The following is a 22,149-nucleotide window of genomic DNA, read 5'->3' on the forward strand; positions in this document are numbered from 1 at the left end:
GGGACTATAAATCATATATACATTTAAACTATTTTCTTATGAAACTTATATTTCAACTAAGCATACTTATACTATCAATATGTTTTTCCAATTCTCTGATAGCACAAATTCCCAACGCCCCATCTGCTTTATTAACCCCCAATGCAGCTGAAATTAACAGATATGGAAACACTCCCGTATCCCTGTTTACAGGGACTCCCCAAATTTCCATTCCCTTATACACTGTAAAAAGCGGAAAACTTTCTTTACCTATCACGTTAAGTTATCATTCTGGAGGAGTTAAACCGGACGAACATCCCGGATGGGTGGGTATGGGCTGGTCTCTACAAACCGGAGGAGCAATTACCCGAAAGAAAAATGATGAAATTGACGAATTTGACAGAATGGATATCTTCGCTGGTTATAAAGGAGGATATTATTATGAACATAACATAACTCAGCCAGCCAATTGGGACAGCAGCGAGTTTTGGGAGCGAATGATTACAGGAAATTTTTATCTTATTGATACTGAACCCGATGAATTTTCTTTCTGTTTCGGTCCCTATTCGGGTTCCTTTATGCTTGACAGTAACGGGAAATGGGTCGTTCGTTGCAATAACGAAATATCTGTGGAGCTGAATGGACTCACTCCTATGCCTTCTTTCGGAAAAAATCCCCCTTTCGTGATGAGTAAGGCTTTTTCTGGCTTTACTCTTACCACAGAAGACGGAATTAAATATGTATTTGGAGAAGATGCTGTGGAATACTCTATGGATTTCATCAATCAGGAAGTTGCACATTGGCAAGCGATGGCTTGGTATTTAAAACAAATAATTCATCCCAATGGAGATACCATTGAATTGAATTACGAACGGGGAGATTATATTGCTCAATTGTCTTCTTCAGCTAATCGTATGATGTACGAAGGATTAGGCAATGGGAAATTGCTACAATTCAGATTTTATGAAGGAAGTTCAAGCGGAGGAACTCAAACAACCGGTCAACTGCTTGCTCCCGTATATCTAAATTCGATAAAAGCTAAAGACTGCACGATACGTATAAATAGTTCCATCAGTGAAGAGCTAACTTACACTTATGATACTTATTTTTCAGCTTACAAGCAGGCCCGGCAACAAGGACGTCTTCTTTATCATCTAATGGAAGAATATACAGACAGCTTTGAAGAACAAATCGCTCGTTTAAAATGGAAAAAATTAGATCGTATCACCATTACCGATACAGAAAACAAACTTGTGAAAGCCATCGATTTTACTTATATAAACAATCCTACCCAACGCTTAACCTTAGGAAGTATCTCAATGAATGACTTTTTGGATATTCCCATAGAAAAATATACATTCCGGTACAATGATTTGGATAAACTTCCTGAGTATCTGAGTAATGAAATTGACCATTGGGGATTTTACAATAGTCATCCATTAGACGAAAGTAATATATATAACAGTAAAGAGCCCAATCCCTACACTCTTTTATACGGTAGCTTAAAAGAAATAATATATCCTACAGGTGGCAAAACTATCTTTGAATTCGAACCTCATTATTATTCTAAGGAACTTCCTGTCAATCGATGGGAAGAATGTCAGAATGTAAAAGAAAGTGTTGCTGGAGGTATTCGTATTAAAAGAATAACCGATATACCAAACAACGGACAAAGCCCTGTTTCCAGAGAATTTCTATATGTATCAGGATATGCTCCCGGGAAAAAAGATTTACCCTCTAGTGGGGTTTTGAACGGGAAAGCTATCTATATGGATACCAAAGATTATCAAGCCTCCAATGGTGAAGGAACTATATTTTATGCCACATCCTCCACTGCTTCTCTGACTCCTGTAGGAAGTAATTCGTTAGGCTATCACGTAGGATATAGTGAAGTAGTAGAAAGATACAGCGACGGAAGCTATACCATACAACACTTTACCAATATAGATTCGCCTGAATATTTGGACGAAAAATATATTATGAGTTTAGATAACGAAATATTCACTCCTTGCTCTTCGCGAGCAAATGATAGAGGAAAACTCCTGGAAGAAAATGTTTACGACGCAATGGGGAATATAGTTAAGAAAAAAAGAATCATCTACGAAAAAGATAATGAGAATACTAATTATGTACGAGCCATTTACTGCGCTCCTAATCTAATTGATACACGCGGAGCATACTTTATTCTTTCCAATGGCACTGTATATAAAATCTTTACCTACTCACTTCGCAAATCTCAAGAAATTATTACCGAATACACCAATAAAGGATCTGTAGCACGGCAAAAAGAGTGTACCTATTTATACAATACGCTCCGCCAGCTTCAATCAAAAAATATACTCGTTTATGAACAAGGAAAAGAAATAAACTACCATACAGACTATCGCTATGCATGGCAGGATAATTCAGATATATACAACTTACACGTTTATTCGCTAGTTTCTTCGATAAAGAAGTACAGAAACAATCTGGCAGAAGAAAGTATTTCCAACAAGTTTACCTTAATAAATAACCAAATACCGGTATTGACCGATGTCTATCAAGCCGAGGGATGCGGGGCGGAAGAACTAAGATATTCCTGCCTTGTATTCGACAGAAAGGGAAATCCGATATATACAATACAAGATCAAACCACACAAAACATTTACTTGTGGGGAAACGGCGGTACGGATTTAATCGCCGAAATTCAAAATGCCGGTTATGAAGAAGTACGTCAGGCATTAGGTATACGTCCGGAATATGTATCCGACTATCAGGCTTTAATGGAAGATAAAATAGACTCTTTACGAATAAAGCTGCCTCAAGCCGAAGTTATCACCTATACCTACCGTCCTTTGGCAGGAGTTTCCTCTATTATTGACAGTAAACGATGCTGTACCTATTTTTATTATGACAGCTATTGCAGGTTATCGGCAGTGAAAGACAATGATGGAAAAACAATGGAAACATATTCATATCATATGGAACATGCCAACGATGGAAAATCAGAAAACGAACTTGAAGACATACGCCGGCAAGCATTGGAAGAGTGGGTAAATTCGTTGCGACTTTACGGAGTCTATACACTACAACCTGGAGAAACACGGACTTTCGGAGTAGAAGCCAACTATATTCCATTGGATTACCGATGGAGAATAGAAGGAGATATCGATATGATTTCCTATGAAATAAAAGAAAATAAAATAGAAATACACAATAAATCCACAGAAAATGAAAGTGGAAATATAGAAATCTACTTAGATTTAATAGATGGAGATAGGATTATGAGCACAGTACCTTTTTTCTGCAAACTTCGACCATCTAAGTTCACCATAGATAGTTTTCTATGGAATCCCCCTTATGATGGGCAAGTTACTTTGAAACTAGTTGTACGAGCCAAGAATGATTATAAACTAAATTTAATTACTCTTATCATAGACCGGAAAGAGGCTATCCATAAAGCTCCGGAAGCAGGTTATGATTCTGTCGCTTACTGGGTTACTTTAAAACGGAAAGGAAATGAAGCTTTTTATACATTAGAAGCCAGCGATTATACAGGCGAGTCTATAAGTTTACAAATACCTGTTGACGAATTATTTCCCATTGATGAATCCCTACAATAAATAACCAAGGAAAAACAAAATTATCATGAAAAAGATTATATGCATACTTTCACTCCTCATTGCTTGCCTTCATATAAAGGCACAACAAGAAATTAATTTTGATACACTCTCTGCCGGTTTCCAGTTTCATCATGATTACGAACTTCCAATAATAACCGGTGGATATTACGAAACACAGGAATTGGCCAAACGTATTGTTTTTTATACCAAAGAGCCTCTAATCATCACAGGGGGGTCATGTAACAGTATCAATGTGCATGGAAGCTATTTCAGGCTACAAAGGGGGAATTATCCTATAGAACAACAGTACTGCACGAATTTTAACGCTGTCAACCATTCCTTTCAAGCCTATTTATGGACTCCCGGTATGTATTTATTAGAAGCTATTGCCCAAACAAAATCTCTACCAACAGGTGCGACTAAACCGGATTCCATTATATTTTCAGTAGATTTTGAATTATCTTCTATCCCTGGACCGGAACCAGAACCAGAGCCAGAACCGGAGCCAGAACCGGAACCAGAGCCAGAACCGGAAGATACATTCCATATAAACTATGTTTCCGTACAAAAATTCTTAACTGAAGACCAGACGATAAAACAAACCACTTTTAATTACTTCGATGGATTAGGAAGAAATATACAGACGGTAAGTCAGCAAGTTTCCCCTAACAAGCAAGATATTGTTGAAGGTATCGAATATGACAGTTTGGGACTTCTTAAAAAAGAATACTTACCCGTAACAATAGGAAACGTCAATTCTGGAAAGTATCATATTCATCTGAAGGACAGTCTGAAAAAGCAATACTTCGATAGACGTCCTTTTACAGAAAATGAATATGAACCTTCTCCTTACCGAAGGCTAACCCAAGAGCATCCAACTGGAGAGATATGGGAAAATAAGAGTATAACACATTCCTATCTCTTTAATGAAGATACAGATTCTCTCCGCTGCATACACTATCATGTGGACGGCAATGAATTAATCAACGACGGAATGTTTTACAATGGAGAAATCCGAGTAGAACTAACAGCTGATGAAGACGGAAAAACAGTTTGTGTTTTCAAAGACTGTAAAGACAGAATAATCCTGAAACGATATTTTTCCGAAGAAAGTACACACGACACGTATTACGTTTACGATGATTTAGGCAATTTGCGCTATGTACTCCCCCCTTCCTTATACGGAGAAATATCAAAAGATATGTTAGACAAGTATGCTTATCAGTATCGTTACGACCATCGCAACCGTTGTATTTGGAAAAAATTACCAGGCTGTAGCGCCATACATTATTCTTATGATTACACAGACAGACTGGTCTTTTCACAAGACGGGAACCAGCGTGCAGCAGGAGAGTGTACATTTCAGTTTTATGATATCTTAGGAAGAGAAACGGTAAAAGGAATTTGCAAGGCAGATACAATTCCCAATTTTCCGGAAAAATCCCTTCTCACCATTCGTACTGCTGAAAATGGAATTGATGGATGCGGATATACTCTGCCAGATATAAACATCGAAGTAAAGAAACTGCAAAAAGTAAATTATTACGATGATTACAGCTACTTGGATTTACCTGCTTTCCGGGAAAAGAAAGAAATACTATCTTATACGGAAATGAATGGATATGATTCAAAATATATCAATAGTATATACCCTGATCTGTCAGCTAAAGGATTAATGACCGGGCAATGCGTATATACTACTTCAGGAGAGTCCTTACCATCCTCTTTCTATTATGATGTAAAAGAACGTATTGTTCAAAAACAAAGTGAAAATATCATACAATCGTTTTTATCCGAGTATTATCAATACAGCTTTACTGGTAAAGTACAATCCCATCTTTGTATATATCATACTATTTCTGAAGAAACTTTACGAGAAGAATATAAGTATGATTACGACCATGCAGAACGATTGATAAATGTAACCCATTGTCTAAATAATGGAGAAAAGGTTATTCTTTCCTCCAACGAATATGATGAACTCTGTAAACTGAAAAAAAGAACATTTCACAATAACCAACAGTCAATTACTTATACCTACAACATCCGAAACTGGATGACCTCCATCGAAAGCCCGCTCTTCAAGGAGGAGCTGCACTATACTGACGGAACCGGAACACCCTGCTACAACGGAAACATCAGCAGCATCAGCTGGAAGGCAGGAGAGGAACAGACCACAAGAGGTTACAGGTTTACCTACGACGGACTGGACCGCATGAAAACAGCGGAATACGGAGAGGGGGAACGGCTTGCATCCAACCCTAACCGCTTCAATGAGGAGGTTACCGCCTACGACAAAACGGGAAACATTCTCGGAATCAGACGCATGGGACAGACCGGAGCGCAGGAATACGGACTGGTGGACAACCTCGCACTGACCTACAGCGGAAACCAGCTGACGAAAGTTACCGACAATGCGGCAAGTTCTGCATACAGCAACGGCTTTGAGTTCAAGGACGGGGCGGACAGGGAAACGGAATACACCTACGATGAAAACGGAAATCTTACTCAGGATTTGAACCGGAAAATCAAGGATATTCAATATAATTTCCTAAATTTGCCACAACGCATCGAGTTCGGAAACGGAAGTACGACCGAATACCTCTATGACGCCGAAGGAAGAAAGCTCCGCACGGTACACAGGGCAGACGGAAAGACGACCACCACCGACTATGCAGGGAATTTGATCTATGAAAACGGGAACCCCATCAGACTGGTTACCGGATACGGATATGTATCCCTGTCCGACGGTATGTATCATTATTACCTGCAAGACCATCAGGGAAACAACCGCGTGGTGGCAGACCGGAATGGAAAGGTGGAGGAAGTGAACCATTACTACCCCTTCGGAGGTATGTTCGCCACCACCGGAAACGTACAGCCCTACAAGTACAACGGAAAGGAACTTGACACACAAAAGGGACTTAACTGGTACGATTACGGGGCAAGGCATTATGATCCGGCTTTAGAAAGATGGCATGTACAGGATCCGATGCAGGAGAAATATTACAATTCATCGCAGTATGTATATTGTGCAAATAATCCTGTAAAATACATTGACCCTAATGGGTGTGATGTAAAACCTGCAGGAACTGCAGAGTTAATAATGATACAAAACACATTACCCAAAGAAGCTCGTAGTTATGTTAGATTAAATAAGGATGGAATGATTGACCGAACATTGTTAAATTCGTATGGTGGAAAGAGTTTAAACTTCAACAATCTGAAAACAATGGTTAATTCAGATAGAATTGTAGAAGTTGTGCTTGATGATAAGTTTACTTTTATGGGACAAGATGGGAAATTAGGAACTGAAACAATGCCCTATAATTCCTTTGACCCAAAATATGATTTAGAATCTGATAAAGATTTAAAAGGAGAAACAATGGGTGGGCTTTCTACTGGCGAAAGCGGCTTCATGGGAAAAACCCTCTTCCCTGATAAAGATGGTATACAAAACTCACCAAATGGAAATATTATTGTTATTATCAATAAAAATTTATCGCCAGCAGGTGCAGCAGAAAATTATAGCCACGAAGCAAATGGACACGCACTATTGTATATTCTGAATGGTGGAAACCATAAAGGTGCAAGCCATCAACCTATTAATGGGCAATGGATTGAGGGAAATAAAACTTTAATGGAAATGATTATAAATTCTAAAAAAGAAACTATTGAAAATATGCAAGGGACATGAAAATAATAAGTTACATATTTTTTTCGATTTTTCTGTTTTTTACTATGGGTTTAAATGCACAGGATAAAATACATATTGACACCATATCATTTTGCTATTTTGATGGAATCACTGAACAAACTCAAACAATAGATGAGTATCAAATAACAAATAATTCAAGCGAAGATTATTTAACTTGGATATCATTAGTTCCAATAAATAAGAAATCAAACATTGAATTAATACACGATTTTTTTAAAAAAAGAAAAGGCGATTTTAGTTTGATTGAAATGATGTATGAGAACTTATTAGATAAACAACCTATTAGTATAGGATACTCATTTATTAAAAATATTACAGTTGGTAAAAAATTTTCATATTTCATTGCTCAAACAAGCGAAAAATCAAATCTTTATCAAAAAAGAATTGTTCTTATAAAAAAGAGAGAGGTCGAACAATATTTAAACATGCAGATTGATGAAAAATATTTTTTCAAATTACAAAGTATTTTTCTAATCGAGAAATAATATATCCAAGAACATTACTGTCCCGTAAAAGTGGATAAATAGTTCTTTGAAATAACTGAAATATAGCTTATTATACTCTATTTGTAAAGCGCGACGATTTGAAATTGTACCTTTGAAACCAAATCAAATGGCTTCAAATGAATCAAGACAAATATGTTTTCGCTCAATTGGTAGAGTTTTTGAACAACAATAAATTCAGAAGAATCGTGGACAAATACGATGGAAATCGTTACGTCAAACATTTCACTTGCTGGAACCAGCTTCTTGCTATGATGTTCGGACAGCTAAGCAATCGTGAGAGCCTACGCGACCTGATTGTTGCATTGGAAGCACATCAAGCCAAGTGTTATCATTTGGGATTGGGTCGTGAACCCTTGGCCAAAACCACACTTGCATCAGCTAACCAAAATAGGGATTACAGAATCTTTGAAGATTTTGCATTCTTCATGATGAAAGAAGCCAGTGATAAACGAGCTACTCATATTCTGGATATCGAAGGAAAGAAGTACGCTTTTGATTCAACCACCATTCCGTTATGTTTGGCAACATTTCCTTGGGCTAAATTTCGAAGTAAAAAAGGTGGAGTCAAGGCACATGTCCTTTATGACATTGAGGCTCAGGTTCCGGCTTTTTTTACAGTAACCACAGCTTCAAAACATGACTCAACAGCAATGTCTGCAATTCATTATGAACCAAATGCATACTATATTTTTGATAGAGCGTATGATTCGTTTAAGGAACTATATCGGATTCATCTTACTGGCTCTTTCTTTGTCGTAAGAGCCAAGTCGAATCTTAAATTTAAGTTCTGCAAATGGAAACGCAGACTACCAAAGAATATACTATCTGATGCTGAAGTGAAATTATCAGGATATACCTCTGAAAAGAAGTATCCGGAATCATTCAGGATTATCAGGTTCTATGATGAAGAAGATGATCGTGAATTTACCTTCCTGACAAATGCCAAACATATATCTGCACTTGATGTAGCTAATCTCTATAAAAAGAGATGGCTTGTAGAACTGTTCTTCAAATGGTTGAAGCAGCACCTTAAAATCAAAAGGTTCTGGGGCACCACAGAAAACGCAGTCCGTATTCAGATAAGTGTGGCTATTATCACTTATTGTTTGGTAGCTATTATCCAACATGATTTGCACTTAAGCCGTTCGACCTATGAGGTCCTACAGATTTTGAGCATTTCATTAACGGATAAAACACCTTTACAAGAGTTGTTCAATAAGACTAATTTCAATGATGTCAAAGAGCAATTAAATCCCCTTTTCCCGGGGTTGTTTGATTAATATTTAATTCGTCCCGATTTTAACGGGACACTAATGATCCAAGAAGATATATCAAGTTTGAAGTGCATCCCAAAAGTTAAACACAAAACTTTTGGGATGTTTTATGAAGTACAGTTATAGACAAAGGCTTATCATCGCTAACTGGATAAAACAAGGAGGAGCTGCACTATACAGACGGAACCGGAACACCCTGCTACAACGGAAACATCAGCAGCATCAGCTGGAAGGCAGGAGAGGAACAGACCACAAGAGGTTACAGGTTTACCTACGACGGACTGGACCGCATGAAAACAGCGGAATACGGAGAGGGGGAACGGCTTGCATCCAACCCTAACCGCTTCAATGAGGAGGTTACCGCCTACGACAAAACGGGAAACATTCTCGGAATCAGACGCATGGGACAGACCGGAGCACAGGAATACGGACTGGTGGACAACCTCGCACTGACCTACAGCGGAAACCAGCTGACAAAAGTTACCGACAATGCAGCAAGTTCCGCATACAACAACGGCTTTGAATTCAAGGATGGGGCGGACAGGGAAACGGAATATACCTACGATGAAAACGGAAATCTTACTCAGGATTTGAACCGGAACATCAAGGATATTCAATATAATTTCCTAAATTTGCCACAACGCATTGAGTTCGGAGACGGAAGTACGACCGAATACCTTTATGATGCCGACGGAAGAAAGCTCCGCACGGTACACAGGGCAGACGGAAAGACGACCACCACCGACTATGCAGGGAATTTGATCTATGAAAACGGGAACCCCATCAGACTGGTTACGGAATACGGATATGTATCCCTGCCCGACGGTATGTACCACTACTACCTGCAGGACCATTTGGGAAACAACCGCGTGGTGGCAGACCGGAACGGAAAGGTGGAGGAAGTGAACCATTACTACCCCTTCGGAGGTATGTTCGCCACCACCGGAAACGTACAGCCCTACAAGTACAACGGAAAGGAACTTGATACACGGAAGGGACTCAACTGGTACGATTACGGGGCAAGATATTATGATCCGGCACTGGGAAGATTCACAGTAGTAGATTCAGTAGCTGAAAAACACTACTATGCCTCTCCGTATATATATTGTAACAATCTTCCCATGAGGTATATCGATCCCGATGGAAATGATTGGAAAGATGCATATCCACATTTAGAGAATGCAATATCAGCCAATGTTTCTATTGGTTGGAGATTGAGTGCTAACTTTCAAGTTTGGGGTGCTAAAGTTGGAATAGATGCTGATGCTGGAAGTGTAAAAATAGGAAATGATGGAATACGAGCAACTAAAGGAGCATCAATAGATTTGGGAATTGGAGGAGCTGGGACCTATCAAGAAGCATATGAAATAAATGATAAATATTCGGCCTTAGAAGAAGGAACATCTTGGAATTTCCTTATGCTTAAAGAAACAACAAATAAAACCACTATATATGACTCAACAGGAAAATATTTTAAAGAAGTACATCATAAAGAAGAAAAGAAAGAAGAAATAACTGCAGGAGGTTCTGCTGCAATAGGTATTGGTTTTGAGGTATCTATTAACCTCAAAGAAATATATAATTTTTTTACCGATTTATTTAAATAGTTTCAACATGGATTATACCAAACGTTTTTTATCATTCCTCATTGATGAAATCATTTTTTCAGTTATGTCAATAGTTCTAATGCTTATATTATCTCATATAGGAATATTAAAAGAAAACTTTAACTTTTCTATTATAGGACCAATTATTTTTTGGAGTCTCTTCATCTTTAAAGATCTAAAAGGTAAAAGTTTTGGAAAAAGTATATTTAAGTTGCAAATTGTGGACTGCCAAACAAAAAAAACAGCATCTCCACTAAAATGCGTCTTACGCAATCTATTTTACATATTAGGCATATTTGATTTAATATTTATGTGTTATCATTCTCAAGGAAGAAGGTTAGGAGATTATATCGTAGGTACTAAAGTCATCAAGTTGTAATTCAATTTAATAATTGAGTAGGAGGAAAATGAAAGTTTTCTTCCTACTTTCATTTTCCGACCTCTCACACCACCGTACGTACCATTCGGCATACAGTGCTTCTCTTGATAATATGCGGCGAAGAAATGAAATCATGTTATGAATATTAGTACACATATTGGAGTAACATTGCAAATATGTCTATCTGCTCATACTGCCATTAATGCATATTCTCCTATTACAATGGTTTCCGCTATCCCTTACAGGACGTGTCGACAGGGACATCCAGAGATATAAAGCATAATAGCCTTTCTCATAAAGAGAGACTGTTCTTGAATAATTAAAATTTGAAACAGTTTCTCTTTTTATGAAACACTGCCAGTGATGCATCCAGGACAAGATGACCTCCATCGAAAGCCTGCTCTTCAAGGAGGAGCTGCACTATACGGAAGGAATTGCCCCCTGCTACAACGGAAACCAACTGACGAAAGTTACCGACAATGCGGCAAGTTCTGCATACAGCAACGGCTTTGAGTTCAAGGACGGGGCGGACAGGGAAACGGAATACACCTACGATGAAAACGGAAATCTTACTCAGGATTTGAACCGGAACATCGAGGATGTTCAATATAATTTTCTAAATTTGCCGCAACGCATTGAGTTCGAAGACGGAAGTACGACCGAATACCTCTATGACGCTGAAGGAAGAAAGCTCCGCACGGTACACAGGGCAGACGGAAAGACGACCACCACCGACTATGCGGGGAATTTGATCTATGAAAACGGGAACCCCATCAGACTGGTTACGGAATACGGATATGTATCTCTACCCGACGGTATGTATCATTATTACCTGCAAGACCATCAGGGAAACAACCGCGTGGTGGCAGACCGGAATGGAAAGGTGGAGGAAGTGAACCATTACTACCCCTTCGGAGGTATGTTCGCCAACACCGGAAACGTACAGCCCTACAAGTACAACGGAAAGGAACTTGACACACAAAAGGGACTTAACTGGTACGATTACGGGGCAAGGCATTATGATCCGGCTGTGGGAAGGTTTATCACATCAGATCCTTTATCTGAAAAAGATTACTTTACCTCTTCTTATGTATATTGTGGAAGTAACCCAATCAATCGAATTGATAAGGACGGAAGAATTTGGGAAACGGTATGGGATGCAGCCAGTTTATCACTTGGTATAAATAGCTTTTGGAAGAATATTAGTGAAGGAAGTTATGGTGCAGCTGCAATTGATGGTGCAGGGGTTGTGATAGATGCTATAGCGGCTGCCGTTCCATTTATTCCAGGAGGCGCAGGAGCTGTTATTAATAGTGTTCGTGCCACAGATAAAATATCGGATGTTGCAAAAAGCACAAACAGAGCAGGCAAGACAATAGAAAAAACAGAGGAGACTTCAAGAGCTGCTCGTAGAGATGTCATGCGAAAAGAGGGAATTCCAACCAGTGCGCAACCCAAATCCCAATCAAAGAATGCCTCAGGAAGAGAATATACCTATGAAGTTCCTAAAAAGGGAGGAGGTACAGAATTAAAATCAGTACAACAACAGACACTGGACAGAAGCCATAAAGAACAGCCACATTGGGAAGCTGGAAAAATCAAAATAAGAGAGAACCAAATTCAATATAATTCATATAATCGAGTTAAATTAGAAACCTCAAAAAGTAAAACCTACTATAAAAACTTTGAATAAGATGAATAACAACGAAACATACGAACAGAAAAGAAGAAGATTATTTGGCAAAGTCAATTTTTTACCAGCATACTTACAACAGCTCAATAAACTATTGAATATAGAAGTTACAGCCGATATGCTTCTTTCTATTGTAAAAACAGATAGCTTCTTAGAACAGATAGACTTTGACTCCGATACTTTATTTTACAAAGAAACAATTTCATTTGAAGACAAAGAGAAGTTACAAAGAATAGTGCGGTCGAAACTACTGGATTGGAATGCCAACTATATGATGGAACTAACCAATGTAAAAGAATGTGGATTACTACCTATCCCTAATTTGTCGGTTTTTAATTGGGACTTCAAATATGAAGATGAAAAGAGTGGAATCATTGTATTTATCAGGCAAGATAAAAAAGAAGAATTGGTATTAGACTTTTATGAAGAAGATTTTCAATATTTTTTAGATATTGAAATTTATCGACCAATAAAATAAAAGAATAACAAATAGAAGCCATAAATATGAAGAAAAATGATTTATTTTCAATCATTGAACATGTATCATATGAACAATATGAAAATGTTATATCTAATACATGCATCAATGATTGTAATGAATATAAACAAAATCTCCTACATGAAGCCATTGCTTGTTGTAGAAATGATATTGCAACAAACCTGATAAATAGAAATATTAATATAAATCAACAAGACTACAAAGGAGAAACTCCTTTACATTATTGTGCCGCATATTTCAATCTTGAAATAGCAGAATTATTACTGCAAAAAAAAGCTCAAATCAATATTATTGATAAATATGGAAATAATCCTTTATGGGTTGCGGTATTCAATGCTCATGGTGATTATAGAATGGTAAAACTCTTTTTAAAGTATAATGCTAATATTCAAAACAAGAATAGAGCTAATCGCTCTCCATTGGATTTTGCCAAACAAATCAATGACTTAGATTTAGTTAATATTCTTCTTCATGAGAGGTCAAATAATTCATAAATTACAAATGAATTAGAGCTTTAATGTAATCCTGCCAATATGCTACTTATCAAGTATAATGGCAGGATTCTTTAGTATATCCGGACAGACGGGACGGTGGAAACCTATACCGACAACGAAGGAAGAACCGTGCTGGAGCGGAGAATACACACCGATACGAAGGGAACGGAACACCTTGACACCTACTATGTGTACGATGACCTGAACAGACTGCGCTACGTGCTGCCCCCGCAGGCAGAAGAAATATTCCGGCAGGCAGGAGAAACCCGTTCCGGAAGTGATAAAGGGATAGCAGACTACGCATATGCACCCTGCTACAACGGAAACATCAGCAGCATCAGTTGGAAGGCAGGAGAGGAACAGAGCACAAGAGGTTACAGGTTTACCTACGACGGACTGGACCGCATGAAAAAGGCGGAATACGGAGAAGGAGAACGGCTTGCATCACTGGCGGACTCGAGTTCCAGAACGGGTCAGATAGCGAAACGGAATATACCTGCGATGAAAATTACAATGATTTTATTTCGAAGTAAATAATGTTTTATGTTAGATGAAAAATCAGATGATAAAAGCGTTATACTCTTCACTGAACGAATGCGAGCCGTTTTCGTGTGTGAAATCAGTTCCGAGGAAATGATCGGATAACGTACAGAGAGCGTGTTTGCAGTCACTCTGCCGGATGGCTATCGATACGCAATGATTGTCATTCCCGTACGAAATCATCAGGATAGGTATGTCGTGCAGCAATTCGATGATATGGCTGCTTGCATCCGAATCTCCCCAGTTCAGTTTTCCGAGTATGCTGATAGTGGCAATATTGTTTTCCGTGATTAATTCGGCAAATCCTGACAGCTCACGGCGGAGCAGGCTCAGGGTTTCTGTATCTGTTTCTATCGCCATCGAAATGTTGGTGCTGGATGATGTCATCAGATAAATGGATACCTTGTACTTCGCAAAGACAGTAAGTGTTTTCTCCAGAAAGCGGAAGGAAGAAACACTTCCCGATGAATGCAGTCGGATGTAGGTTATGTGTTTCCGGGCTGTGATGGCTTTTACGGTATGCGTTTCTTCTTGTATCTCACTGACGAGGCGGATGATGCGACCTTGTCCGTTTATCAGCCGGATACTAATCTGATATTGATGGGCAAGCGAGAGGCTGCGGGGTGACACCAGAAGACCGCCGGCATTGATGAGGCTCTCGGCTTCTTCGAAGGAGAACATCGTGTCGTTGCTTTCTTCCGGCTTTTGATTGTCGTTCGGGATGTATATTTCTTTTGCCTGTATCCGTTGTACGAGTTCTTGAGCACGGAAAGCGATGGCCAGATACATGGCATAAGCGCAACTGTCACCTTTGGCGATATATTCTACTTCACCGTAAGCATTCTGGCATACAAGCGACTGGGTGACATAGACTGCGGCTTGTGCTGTTTGCGCAAAAGCTTGTGCCTGCTGGCAGATTGTTTCTAAATCAGGTTTTCCGTCAGCATCCAGGTGCATCAGTGTGGCAGTATCTGCTACAGTGGCATCAATGTGTCGGCTTTTTAAATAGGCGGCTACCAGTGCCGAAGAAATGTATTCTCCCGAAATGAGTAATTTGCGTTCGTCGGACTGGCTGAACGTGCTGTTTGCCAGTTGCCGGATATGCTGGAAATTGGATGTGATCTGTGTTTGGGCAAACTCAAAGGCTGAACCATGATTGGGCAGGAATCCGGAAACAGTTTCCATGCAGTGCTTTTCCAGATGCAGGATGGCTTGTGAAGCCTTTTCCTGTTCGGCACGGAACAAATGAATGGAAATTTCTTGAAGACTGCGTTTGATTCGGTCGAAAGCAGGAACGATTATAAGTAAGGGAGCTTCTGTACAGATGTAATCAGACATCTGCATGATGTCTTCAAGATGGGTTACTGTTCCTAAATTACAAACTTTCATTTTTCTCTTTTTGAGTTAAGTGCTTGGTTATTATGCCGTTTTGTTAGCCTTTTTATCTTGCTTTTTAAGAAAGCCTTTTTACAAAGTGTAAAGATACATATTTTTATGAAACCGTATTCTTTTATGAAACTTTTGTGATGAAAGATAATTAAAATAAGAAAAACGGTTTGAAGAAGGCTTAAAAATGTCCTGTCGCAATGAGTTTATCCGATTTTTTAAGCCGGCTTTCGGTTTTTTCTCTATATTTGCAGCCATCTGAATAAAACCATATGCACGAAAACACATTACATAACCAGAGAAAATCGATCCGTTTCCGCCGTTGGAGTCGGAAAAATTATGCTGTGTTCGGAAGTCTGCACCGGCATGTGACGATTGGAAGGGTGTGTAAGGGTATTGCCGATTCATCGTTGGATAAGGCAAGACATATCGTGTCGGTAGAAGGTAACGGGCAGTGTGTATATGCTATGAACGGCATCAGGGAACAGGATGCTTCACCGTACGATATAGGAATTCCGCTGGGATGTGTCATCCTGCTTTTGATGGGACTGCCTGTGGCTGTTGAACCGGCGGGCAGTGAGGTTGCTTGTATTAGAAAAACTCAGAATAATTGTCATTTACCGAAACGGAATGGCGAAAGGATTCGTGTGGCATCTTGTTGTAGGTGTACACGGGTACTTTCGCCATTCCGCTTTTTTATGCCTATAAATATATATGATAGAAACATTAGAAAAAAAAGTTGACGACGGTCTTGAACTGACGCCGGAAGAGGCGCTTTGGCTGGCGGAGGAGGCTCCTCTGGAGGAATTGTGTGAAGCCGCTCATCGCATTACGCTGAAGTATGCTTCGCATAAGTTTGATATGTGTTCCATTATCAATGCCAAGTCGGGACGGTGTTCCGAAGATTGCAAATGGTGTGCTCAGTCGGCACATTATGCAACGGGTGTTGAGGTGTACGGACTGGTTTCGCAGGAGGAATGTCTGCGCCATGCAAAGGCGAACGAAGAACAGGGAGTTGCTCGCTTTTCGCTGGTAACGAGTGGACGGAAACCTTCCAATAAGGAGGTAGAGGCTTTGTGCCGGCATTTTGCATATTTGAAAGAGTACTCAGATATACAGCTTTGCGCTTCGCTGGGGCTGGCTACTGAGGAACAGCTCGCGTTGCTTCATGAAGCAGGAGTAGTCCGCTATCATTGTAACCTGGAAACGGCGCCTTCTCATTTCGCCAATCTCTGTTCTACTCATACACAGGAAGAGAAACTGGCTACCATACAGGCTGCCCGTCGTACGGGAATGGATGTGTGTTGCGGAGGAATTATCGGAATGGGGGAAACCATGCGGCAGCGTGTGGAGTTTGCCTTTACTTTAAAATCGCTGGATATTCAGTCTATTCCGCTCAACTTGTTGCAGCCGATCAAGGGTACTCCGCTCGAAACGGAGCCTGCGCTCTCGGAAGAAGAGGTCTTGCGTACAGTGGCTATGTTCCGTTTTGTCAATCCTTCGGCTTATCTTCGTTTTGCGGGAGGACGTTCGCAACTGAGTGACGAGGCGGTACGTAAGGCGATGTATATCGGTGTGAACTCGGCTATCGTGGGAGATTTGCTGACGACGCTGGGTTCGAAAGTGGCAGAAGATAAAAAACGAATAAAGGAGGTGGGTTATGACTTATGAACAATGTGTTGATAACTTCGACAGGGAGCATTTGTGGCATCCCTATACGTCGACCATTAACCCGTTGCCTACGTATAAGGTGAAACGGGCAAAAGGGTGTATCATTACGCTGGAAGACGGTACGGAACTGGTAGACGGTATGTCGTCGTGGTGGTGTGCCGTACATGGATATAATCATCCGGTATTGAATCGGGCGATTGAAGAGCAGTTGAAAAACATGTCGCATGTGATGTTTGGAGGACTTACGCACGAGCCTGCCATCGCATTGGGAAAATTACTTTTGAAGATTGTTCCACCTTCCATGCAGAAGATTTTTTATGCCGACAGTGGTTCGGTGGCTGTAGAGGTTGCATTGAAGATGGCGGTACAGTATCAGTTTGCTGCGGGAAAGCCTGAAAAGAACAATTTTGTGACAATCCGTTCCGGCTATCATGGAGATACATGGAATGCGATGTCGGTATGCGATCCGGTGACGGGCATGCATAGTTTGTTTGGTTCGGCGCTTCCGGTACGTTATTTTGTGCCTGCGCCTCAGTGCCGTTTCGATGCCGAATGGGACGAGAAGGATATTCTTCCACTGAAGGAAACAATCGAAAAGCATCATCAGACGCTTGCCGGACTGATACTGGAGCCGATAGTTCAGGGAGCCGGCGGTATGCGTTTTTATCATCCGCAGTATCTGCGTGAGGCGGCCAGGTTGTGCCGTGAATATGGTTTGCTGCTTATCTTCGACGAGATTGCTACGGGCTTCGGACGTACCGGAAAACTGTTTGCCTGGGAACATGCCGGAGTGGAACCCGATATCATGTGTATCGGTAAGGCGCTGACCGGAGGGTATATGACTTTCTCGGCCGTGCTGACTTCCGATAAGGTGGCGGACTGTATTTCTTCACACGAGCCGCATGCTTTTATGCACGGACCTACTTTTATGGGAAATCCGCTTGCCTGTGCGGTGGCTTGCGCTTCCGTCAATCTGCTCTTGTCCAGCGGATGGGAGGAGAAAGTGAAACGCATTGAGTCGCAACTGCGGGAGGAACTGCTACCGGCTGCCGGATTGCCTCAGGTGGCAGATGTACGTGTACTGGGGGCTATCGGAGTCATCGAAATGAAGAATCCGGTGGATATAGCATGGATGCAACGCCGGTTTGTGGAAGAAGGTATCTGGGTGCGCCCGTTCGGACGACTGGTATATATCATGCCTCCGTTTATTATCAGCAAGGAGGAACTGACAAAGCTGACTTCCGGCTTGCTGAAGATTGTAAGAGAAATAACTTGTTAAAGAAAGAAAGGAATGGAAACGATGGTTTCATCGGATAATTTATATAGCCGGACGCTCGATGCGCTGGATGAGGCTGGCAATCTGCGTACACTGTCGCAGGCGGAACATCAGGGGAAATGGATCTGGAAGGAAGGCAAGCGTATGCTGAATCTTTCTTCGAATGACTATCTGGGACTGGCTGCCGACACTGCGCTGCGTGACGAGTTTATGCGCACGCTTTCGGAACGTGATTTTCTGTTCTCGTCGTCGTCGTCGCGCCTGCTGACCGGTAACTTTACCGTATACGATGAGTTGGAACGGATGCTTGCCGAGATGTTCGGAGCAAGCGGTGCACTGGTCTTTTCAAGTGGTTATCACATGAATACAGGAATACTTCCCGCTGTGGCTGATGCGCATACGCTGATTCTGGCAGACAAGCTGGTACATGCCAGTCTGATTGACGGAATCCGGCTGTCGGCTGCACGGTGCATCCGTTATCGTCATCAGGATTACGGGCAACTGGAGGCTTTGCTTGCCAAGAGTTATAAAGACCACGAACAGATCATTATCGTGACGGAGAGTATTTTCAGTATGGATGGAGATGTGGCTCCTCTCGACCGGTTGGTGGACTTGAAAAAGCGTTATCCCGGTGTGATGCTGTATGTGGATGAGGCGCACGGGATTGGCGTACGTGGCAGAAGCGGACTGGGTGTGGCCGAGGAACAAGGATGTATGAAGGATATTGACTTTCTGTGCGGTACGTTCGGTAAGGCGTTGGCTTCGGTCGGAGCGTATGTGGTGTGCAGTGAGGTAATGCGCTCGTTTCTGGTTAACCGGATGCGGACATTTATCTTTACGACAGCACTTCCTCCGCTGAATGTGGCATGGACAAAGTTTATCCTGTCGCGTCTGGGAGGCTGGAACGACCGTCGGGAACGACTGGCTGAGGCGGCTCTTCGGGTGCAGGCAGCTGTCCGGGGGGCAGGTCGTGAGTGTCCTTCCTCAAGTCATATTGTCCCTTTTATTGTGGGTGAGAGCAACCAGACCATCCTGAAAGCGGAAGACATGCAGCGGAAAGGATTTTATGTGCTGCCGGTTCGTCCGCCTACGGTTCCCGAAGGAACTTCCCGATTGCGTATCTCGCTGACGGCAGCTGTCACAGAAGAGGAAGTGGACAGTTTATGCCGTGAGTTGTAAAGATTATGAACGTTTAAAAAACACCGGTACGAATGCATGAAAAAACTTCAGCATGTTTTAAGAAAAACATCAGCATATTTTTCCGAAAACATCAGCATATTTTTTTTAAATATCAGCATGTTTTTTGCATGTCTGCCGAATGACTGAAAATGAAACAATTATTTATAAAAAAAGAAAATAGTCCGCGCCTGCTTCTCTTCTTTGCAGGATGGGGAAGCGACGAGAATCTGTTCCGCCGTACGGTGGCGGAGGGGTACGACTGTCTGCTCTGCTTCGATTACCGTACGTTGGAGTTCGATTATTCTTTGTTGGATGGTTATCGTGAAATCAGACTGCTTGCCTGGTCGATGGGAGTATGGGTAGCCGGACAGATTCTTTCGGGACGTACTTATCCCTGGGAGATGAAACTGGCTGTCAACGGTACGCCTTTCCCGATAGATGACCGGCGGGGAATAGCGGAAGCGGTTTTTCACGGTACACTGGAGAATTTTTCGGATGCTGCGCTGGCGCGTTTCCGCCGGAGAATATGTGGCGGTGCGGGACAGGTGAGGGAGTTTCTTTCGCATCAGCCTTACCGTACGACGGAAGAGCTGGGAGCGGAACTGGCTGCTTTGGAGCATGAGGTCGGGCAGGTTCAGCCTGCGGCTTTTGTGTGGGACAAGGCAATCATCGGTTTGTGTGACAAGATTTTTATTCCGGCAAATCAGCGTGCCGCATGGACTGACACAGAGGTGATGGAGGTGGAAGCGGAACATTATGATACTGCGTTGTTCGACCGCCTGCTGGAAGGAAAGGGGGAAGAATGGACAAGACGTTGATTCGCCGCCGTTTTGCCAAGGCTGTGGGCAGTTATTCCATACGGGCGGATGTACAGCGGCAGATTGCTTATCACATGGCTGATGCGATAGGCAAGTATATCCCATCGGGGGGACGGCGTAACGTGCTGGAGATTGGTTGTGGAACAGGCATGTTTACCCGTGCCTTTCTGCATCGTGCTACTCCCGAACGCTTGTTGCTGAACGACTTGTGTCCCGAAGTGGAACCGTATCTTACCGATTTGCTTGCCAATAAGAGGATTCATTTTGCTGCATCCGATGCAGAGGCGCTGAATTTCCCGTCGGGGCAGAATCTGATTGTGTCGTGCTCTGCCATTCAGTGGTTCGACCAGCCGGAGACGTTTCTGGCAGGCTGTCGCAAGCTCCTGACGGCCGATGGTTATCTGGCTTTCAGTACGTTTGGTCCTCAGAATGTAAAAGAGGTGGTATCGCTTACTTCGGATACGCTTCCTTACCGTTCGCTGAAGGAGCTGACAGATGTATTGTCGACCGAATATCAGATTGTATATAGCCGGGAGGAAAAACTGAAGTTGTCGTTCGCTTCGCCGCTGGAGGTACTGAAGCATCTGAAGGAAACGGGAGTGACGGGCATACGTCGCCAGAGCTGGACGAGGGGAGAACTGGATGATTTCTGCCGTCGCTATAGGGAACAGTACACAGCTCCCGACGGAACCGTTCCGCTGACTTATCATCCTATTTATATGATTTGTAAAAAATAAAATGTAATAATATGAAAGACAATGTTTTTTTTGTGAGCGGCATTGATACCAATGTCGGAAAGAGTTATGCAACCGGTTATCTGGCAAAGACATGGAACGAACAAGGTGTGCGTACCATTACGCAGAAGTTTATTCAGACGGGAAATGTCGGTATGTCGGAAGATATCGAACTGCACCGTAAGATTATGGGAACCGGTTTGCTGCCGGAAGATGAAAGCGGACTGACCATGCCCGAGATATTTACTTATCCCTGCTCGCCTCACTTGGCTGCCGAAATAGATCATCGTCCGATTGATTTTGACAAGATAGAAAAGGCTACCCGTCAGTTGAGTGAAACCTATGATGCGGTCTTGCTGGAAGGAGCAGGCGGTCTGATGGTTCCGCTTACCCGCGATTTGCTGACAATTGATTATGTGGCGCAGAAAAACTATCCGTTGATTTTTGTGACTTCGGGAAAATTGGGAAGCATCAACCATACTTTGCTGAGCCTGGAGGCTGTAACCTGTCGGGGTATTCGTCTGCATACCGTGGCTTATAATCTTTTCCCGGAAGAAGATGATGATATTATCCGTCGGGATACAGAAGCTTATATCAGTGACTTGCTGGCAAAGGAATATCCGGAAACTCATTTCGTGATTGTTCCGAAATTATAAGATAAAGGCTTAAAATGAGAAAATCTCCTGTCTTAGCTGCATCGTTTGGGATGAAGCAGGACAGGAGATTTTTTTATTATATAACTTACAGATATAAGTAAGGCTGTTTCATTTTTCAGTTTGAAACAGCCTTTCTCA

General features: G+C 41.7%; 17 protein-coding genes and 1 pseudogene. 17 read left to right on the forward strand and 1 reads right to left on the reverse strand.

What is annotated here, in order from left to right:
• Positions 1-38 precede the first annotated feature (38 nt).
• The 10 genes and pseudogenes from ACDG22_RS05025 to ACDG22_RS05070 all read left to right on the forward strand — a co-directional run bounded on the left by ACDG22_RS05025 (position 39) and on the right by ACDG22_RS05070 (position 14,288).
• On the forward strand, positions 39-3,581 hold the full coding sequence (locus ACDG22_RS05025; RefSeq protein ID WP_270230335.1) for a hypothetical protein: 3,543 nt from the start codon (positions 39-41) through the stop codon (positions 3,579-3,581).
• Between the two features lie 25 nt (positions 3,582-3,606).
• Positions 3,607-7,278 (forward strand): DUF6443 domain-containing protein, encoded by a 3,672-nt coding sequence (locus ACDG22_RS05030; RefSeq protein WP_270230336.1) that lies wholly within the window; start codon positions 3,607-3,609, stop codon positions 7,276-7,278.
• Complete coding sequence (locus ACDG22_RS05035; RefSeq protein ID WP_270230337.1) at positions 7,275-7,784, forward strand: fimbrial biogenesis chaperone; 510 nt, start codon at positions 7,275-7,277, stop codon at positions 7,782-7,784. Before ACDG22_RS05030 ends, ACDG22_RS05035 begins: the two co-directional genes overlap by 4 nt.
• 137 nt (positions 7,785-7,921) lie before the next feature.
• Positions 7,922-9,085 carry an IS4 family transposase gene (locus ACDG22_RS05040; RefSeq protein ID WP_007564783.1) on the forward strand — a complete coding sequence of 388 codons (1,164 nt, stop codon included), beginning with the start codon at positions 7,922-7,924 and terminating at the stop codon, positions 9,083-9,085.
• Positions 9,086-9,240: 155 nt separating this feature from the next.
• A pseudogene (locus tag ACDG22_RS05045) lies at positions 9,241-10,224 on the forward strand (RHS repeat domain-containing protein); the annotation flags it as partial.
• A 469-nt stretch (positions 10,225-10,693) separates the two neighbouring features.
• Entirely contained in the window at positions 10,694-11,065 is a 372-nt protein-coding gene (locus tag ACDG22_RS05050; RefSeq protein WP_217771246.1) for an RDD family protein, read from the forward strand.
• Between the two features lie 379 nt (positions 11,066-11,444).
• The gene (locus ACDG22_RS05055) at positions 11,445-12,758 is read left to right on the forward strand and encodes an RHS repeat-associated core domain-containing protein (RefSeq protein WP_370858800.1); all 1,314 of its coding nucleotides are present in this window, start codon (positions 11,445-11,447) and stop codon (positions 12,756-12,758) included.
• 1 nt (position 12,759) lies between these two features.
• Positions 12,760-13,236, forward strand: coding sequence for a hypothetical protein (locus ACDG22_RS05060; protein WP_022125882.1), 477 nt, complete (start codon positions 12,760-12,762; stop codon positions 13,234-13,236).
• A gap of 26 nt (positions 13,237-13,262) precedes the next feature.
• On the forward strand, positions 13,263-13,751 hold the full coding sequence (locus tag ACDG22_RS05065) for an ankyrin repeat domain-containing protein (RefSeq protein ID WP_270230339.1): 489 nt from the start codon (positions 13,263-13,265) through the stop codon (positions 13,749-13,751).
• 96 nt (positions 13,752-13,847) lie between these two features.
• Entirely contained in the window at positions 13,848-14,288 is a 441-nt protein-coding gene (locus ACDG22_RS05070) for a hypothetical protein (RefSeq protein ID WP_270230340.1), read from the forward strand.
• Positions 14,289-14,309: 21 nt separating this feature from the next.
• On the opposite strand, the gene ACDG22_RS05075 is transcribed toward ACDG22_RS05070, so the two are convergent.
• Positions 14,310-15,680: an ACT domain-containing protein gene (locus ACDG22_RS05075; RefSeq protein WP_270230341.1), complete on the reverse strand. Its 1,371-nt coding sequence runs from the start codon at positions 15,678-15,680 to the stop codon at positions 14,310-14,312.
• 269 nt (positions 15,681-15,949) lie between these two features.
• Here ACDG22_RS05075 and ACDG22_RS05080 point away from each other — a divergent pair, with 269 nt between their 5' ends.
• The 7 genes from ACDG22_RS05080 (at position 15,950) to bioD (ending at position 22,011) form a co-directional block, all read left to right on the forward strand.
• The gene (locus ACDG22_RS05080) at positions 15,950-16,420 is read left to right on the forward strand and encodes a hypothetical protein (RefSeq protein WP_270212610.1); all 471 of its coding nucleotides are present in this window, start codon (positions 15,950-15,952) and stop codon (positions 16,418-16,420) included.
• Positions 16,392-17,348: a biotin synthase BioB gene (gene bioB, locus ACDG22_RS05085; RefSeq protein ID WP_270212611.1), complete on the forward strand. Its 957-nt coding sequence runs from the start codon at positions 16,392-16,394 to the stop codon at positions 17,346-17,348. Before ACDG22_RS05080 ends, bioB begins: the two co-directional genes overlap by 29 nt.
• Positions 17,338-18,627 (forward strand): adenosylmethionine--8-amino-7-oxononanoate transaminase, encoded by a 1,290-nt coding sequence (bioA, locus tag ACDG22_RS05090; protein WP_270230342.1) that lies wholly within the window; start codon positions 17,338-17,340, stop codon positions 18,625-18,627. The genes bioB and bioA overlap by 11 nt, the downstream gene beginning before the upstream one ends.
• 12 nt (positions 18,628-18,639) lie before the next feature.
• Entirely contained in the window at positions 18,640-19,803 is a 1,164-nt protein-coding gene (locus ACDG22_RS05095) for an 8-amino-7-oxononanoate synthase (RefSeq protein ID WP_370858801.1), read from the forward strand.
• A gap of 149 nt (positions 19,804-19,952) precedes the next feature.
• Positions 19,953-20,621, forward strand: a complete 669-nt coding sequence (locus tag ACDG22_RS05100; protein ID WP_270230343.1) for a DUF452 family protein — start codon at positions 19,953-19,955, stop codon at positions 20,619-20,621.
• Positions 20,606-21,358, forward strand: a complete 753-nt coding sequence (gene bioC, locus ACDG22_RS05105; RefSeq protein ID WP_270230344.1) for a malonyl-ACP O-methyltransferase BioC — start codon at positions 20,606-20,608, stop codon at positions 21,356-21,358. Before ACDG22_RS05100 ends, bioC begins: the two co-directional genes overlap by 16 nt.
• A gap of 11 nt (positions 21,359-21,369) precedes the next feature.
• The gene (gene bioD, locus ACDG22_RS05110) at positions 21,370-22,011 is read left to right on the forward strand and encodes a dethiobiotin synthase (RefSeq protein WP_270230345.1); all 642 of its coding nucleotides are present in this window, start codon (positions 21,370-21,372) and stop codon (positions 22,009-22,011) included.
• Positions 22,012-22,149 lie beyond the last annotated feature (138 nt).

Origin of the sequence: Phocaeicola coprocola, assembly GCF_041333015.1 — a bacterium.
GTDB lineage: Bacteria > Bacteroidota > Bacteroidia > Bacteroidales > Bacteroidaceae > Phocaeicola > Phocaeicola coprocola.

Coding starts and splice junctions, on each gene's coding strand:
- bioA (WP_270230342.1), top strand. CDS start 17,338: ATGACTTATGAACAATGTGTTGATAACTTCGACAGGGAGCATTTGTGG.
- ACDG22_RS05075 (WP_270230341.1), bottom strand. CDS start 15,680: ATGAAAGTTTGTAATTTAGGAACAGTAACCCATCTTGAAGACATCATG.
- ACDG22_RS05100 (WP_270230343.1), top strand. CDS start 19,953: ATGAAACAATTATTTATAAAAAAAGAAAATAGTCCGCGCCTGCTTCTC.
- ACDG22_RS05050 (WP_217771246.1), top strand. CDS start 10,694: ATGGATTATACCAAACGTTTTTTATCATTCCTCATTGATGAAATCATT.
- ACDG22_RS05030 (WP_270230336.1), top strand. CDS start 3,607: ATGAAAAAGATTATATGCATACTTTCACTCCTCATTGCTTGCCTTCAT.
- ACDG22_RS05065 (WP_270230339.1), top strand. CDS start 13,263: ATGAAGAAAAATGATTTATTTTCAATCATTGAACATGTATCATATGAA.
- ACDG22_RS05025 (WP_270230335.1), top strand. CDS start 39: ATGAAACTTATATTTCAACTAAGCATACTTATACTATCAATATGTTTT.
- ACDG22_RS05095 (WP_370858801.1), top strand. CDS start 18,640: ATGGAAACGATGGTTTCATCGGATAATTTATATAGCCGGACGCTCGAT.
- ACDG22_RS05055 (WP_370858800.1), top strand. CDS start 11,445: ATGACCTCCATCGAAAGCCTGCTCTTCAAGGAGGAGCTGCACTATACG.
- bioC (WP_270230344.1), top strand. CDS start 20,606: ATGGACAAGACGTTGATTCGCCGCCGTTTTGCCAAGGCTGTGGGCAGT.
- bioB (WP_270212611.1), top strand. CDS start 16,392: ATGATAGAAACATTAGAAAAAAAAGTTGACGACGGTCTTGAACTGACG.
- bioD (WP_270230345.1), top strand. CDS start 21,370: ATGAAAGACAATGTTTTTTTTGTGAGCGGCATTGATACCAATGTCGGA.
- ACDG22_RS05080 (WP_270212610.1), top strand. CDS start 15,950: ATGCACGAAAACACATTACATAACCAGAGAAAATCGATCCGTTTCCGC.
- ACDG22_RS05035 (WP_270230337.1), top strand. CDS start 7,275: ATGAAAATAATAAGTTACATATTTTTTTCGATTTTTCTGTTTTTTACT.
- ACDG22_RS05060 (WP_022125882.1), top strand. CDS start 12,760: ATGAATAACAACGAAACATACGAACAGAAAAGAAGAAGATTATTTGGC.
- ACDG22_RS05040 (WP_007564783.1), top strand. CDS start 7,922: ATGAATCAAGACAAATATGTTTTCGCTCAATTGGTAGAGTTTTTGAAC.